Source organism: Aquabacterium sp. (genome assembly GCF_041915145.1).
In the GTDB taxonomy this organism is placed as follows: Bacteria; Pseudomonadota; Gammaproteobacteria; order Burkholderiales; family Burkholderiaceae_C; genus Aquabacterium.
Genome location: NZ_JAYSBZ010000169.1, coordinates 1 through 2,020, shown reverse-complemented (window position 1 = coordinate 2,020; position 2,020 = coordinate 1). Strand labels below are relative to the sequence as shown.

The 2,020-nt window shown below is 67.9% G+C and carries 3 protein-coding genes; 1 reads left to right on the top strand and 2 read right to left on the bottom strand.

The features are described 5' to 3' along the window. On the top strand, nt 1–455 hold a 455-nt coding region (locus ACE3SS_RS15620), incomplete at its 5' end, for a class III extradiol ring-cleavage dioxygenase (RefSeq protein ID WP_374595529.1). A gap of 10 nt (nt 456–465) precedes the next feature. Here the strand turns inward: ACE3SS_RS15620 and ACE3SS_RS15615 are convergent. Together ACE3SS_RS15615 and ACE3SS_RS15610 are read right to left on the bottom strand one after the other, a co-directional pair. Next, a complete protein-coding gene (locus tag ACE3SS_RS15615; RefSeq protein WP_374595527.1) occupies nt 466–1,515 on the bottom strand; it encodes an adenosine deaminase in 1,050 nt (349 codons plus the stop codon). 32 nt (nt 1,516–1,547) lie between these two features. Continuing rightward, nucleotides 1,548–2,020, bottom strand: a 473-nt coding sequence (locus tag ACE3SS_RS15610; RefSeq protein ID WP_374595525.1) for a carboxymuconolactone decarboxylase family protein, incomplete at its 5' end; no start/stop codon positions are given.

The following is a 2,020-nucleotide window of genomic DNA, read 5'->3' as shown; positions in this document are numbered from 1 at the left end:
TGCCGGTGGTGCCGCTCTCGCTCGTGCCCTCAGCCAAGCCGGCCGACCAATGGCGCGTGGGTCAGGCCCTGACCCCATTGGCCGAGCAAGGCGTGCTGGTGATCGGCAGCGGCAGTCTCACGCACAACCTGCATCGCTTCTTCACCTCGCAAGCACCGGCCGATGCGCCCGAAGACCCCGACTGCGCCGCCTTCAGGCAATGGGTGCTGGACCGCGCCACGGCACGCGACTGGCCCGCCCTGCTCGACTACCGGGCCCAGGCGCCGCACGCGCACGCCATGCACCCGACCGACGAGCATTGGCTGCCGTTCTACATCGCGGCCGGCGCGGGCGGCGAGCAGGCCGTGCCGCAGCGCATTCACGCCAGCGTGGACCACGCCTGTCTGGCGATGGATGCCTACGCTTTCGGGCCCGCCGCGGGCGAATTGGCGCAGGCCTTGGCGACGGCGGGTTGACCCCGCCGGATCAGACAGCGAATTTCGCGAACGTGGCGTCGAGCTGCTCGATCCAGCCCGCCTTCTGCGCGGGCGTGGCAAAGCTGGCCTCGAAGCTGTTGCGCGCCAGGGCGTAGGCCTGCGGCGCGCCCAGCGGCAGCGCGGCGAACGTTTCGGTGAAGTTCTGGTTCATGTAGCCGCCAAAGTAGGCCGGGTCGTCTGAATTGACCGTGGCCTTGAGGCCGGCCGCCAGCAACTTGGCCAGGTTGTGCTGCGCCATGTCCTTGAACACGCACAGCTTGATGTTGGACAGCGGGCACACCGTGAGTGCGATGCCGTCGTGCGACAGCCGCTCGACCAGCTTGGGGTCTTCGAGGCTGCGCACGCCGTGGTCGATGCGCTCGACGTGTAGCACATCGAGCGCGCTCCAGATGTACTCGGGCGGGCCTTCTTCGCCAGCGTGCGCCACGAGATGCAAGCCCAGCTCGCGGCAACGCGCGAAGACGCGGGCGAATTTTTCGGGCGGGTGACCGCGCTCGCTCGAATCGAGCCCCACACCAATGAAACGGTCGAGATAGGGCAAAGCTTCTTCAAGCGTGGCGAAGGCTTCGTCTTCGCTGAGGTGCCGCAGAAAGCACATGATCAGCGAGGCGCTGATGCCGAGCTCGTCCTTCGCGCGCGCCACGGCGTGCGTCAGGCCCTCGATCACCACGGCAAACGGCACGCCGCGCGCCGTGTGGGTCTGCGGGTCGAAGAACAGCTCGGCGTGCACCACGTTGTCGGCCGCGGCGCGCTGGAAGTAGGCCCAGGCCATGTCCTCGAAGTCTTGCGCCTTGAGCAGCACCGAGGCGCCGGCGTAGTAGATGTCCAGGAAGCTTTGCAGATCGGTGAAGGCATACGCCGCCCGCAGCGCCTCGACGCTGGCGTAAGGCAGGCTCACGCCGTTGCGCTGCGCGAGCGCGAAGATCAGCTCGGGCTCGAGCGAGCCTTCGATGTGGATGTGCAGCTCGGCCTTGGGCATGGCCGCGAGCAGGGCCGGCAGGCGATCGGCCGGAATGGTCGGGATGTGGGTTGCAGTCATGGTGTCACTCCATCAAATTGGGCCGGTCGCGATCAGCGCGGCACCAGCGGAATTTCGTAGGCGGGCTCGACCGCCACGCCCAAGGTGTTGAGCGTCATGGCGAGCATCGCGTAATGGCCCACCAGCATGCAGAACTCGAGGCACTGCTTGTCGTTGAGGTGGGTGCGCAGCCGGCGCCATCCGTCGTCGCCCAGGTGATGCTGGCGTATCAGCTCGTCGGTGGCCAGCATCAGGGCGCGGGTGCGGTCCGTCCAGCCAGGCGCGTTGTCGAGTTGCAGGTCGTCGATTTCGTCGGCGCTGAGCCCGGCGACCTGGGCGATCCGCACATGCTGCACCCACTCGTACCACGAGCCGGTGCGGTAGCCCACGCGCAGGATCACGCGCTCGGTGTCGGCGCGCGGCAGCTTGCCGTAGGGCATGAGGCGCGCGGCAAACGCCAGCCAGCGGTAGAACAGCCCCCGGTCGTGGGCCAGCGTGGCGAACACGTTGAGCGTGACTGGCCGCG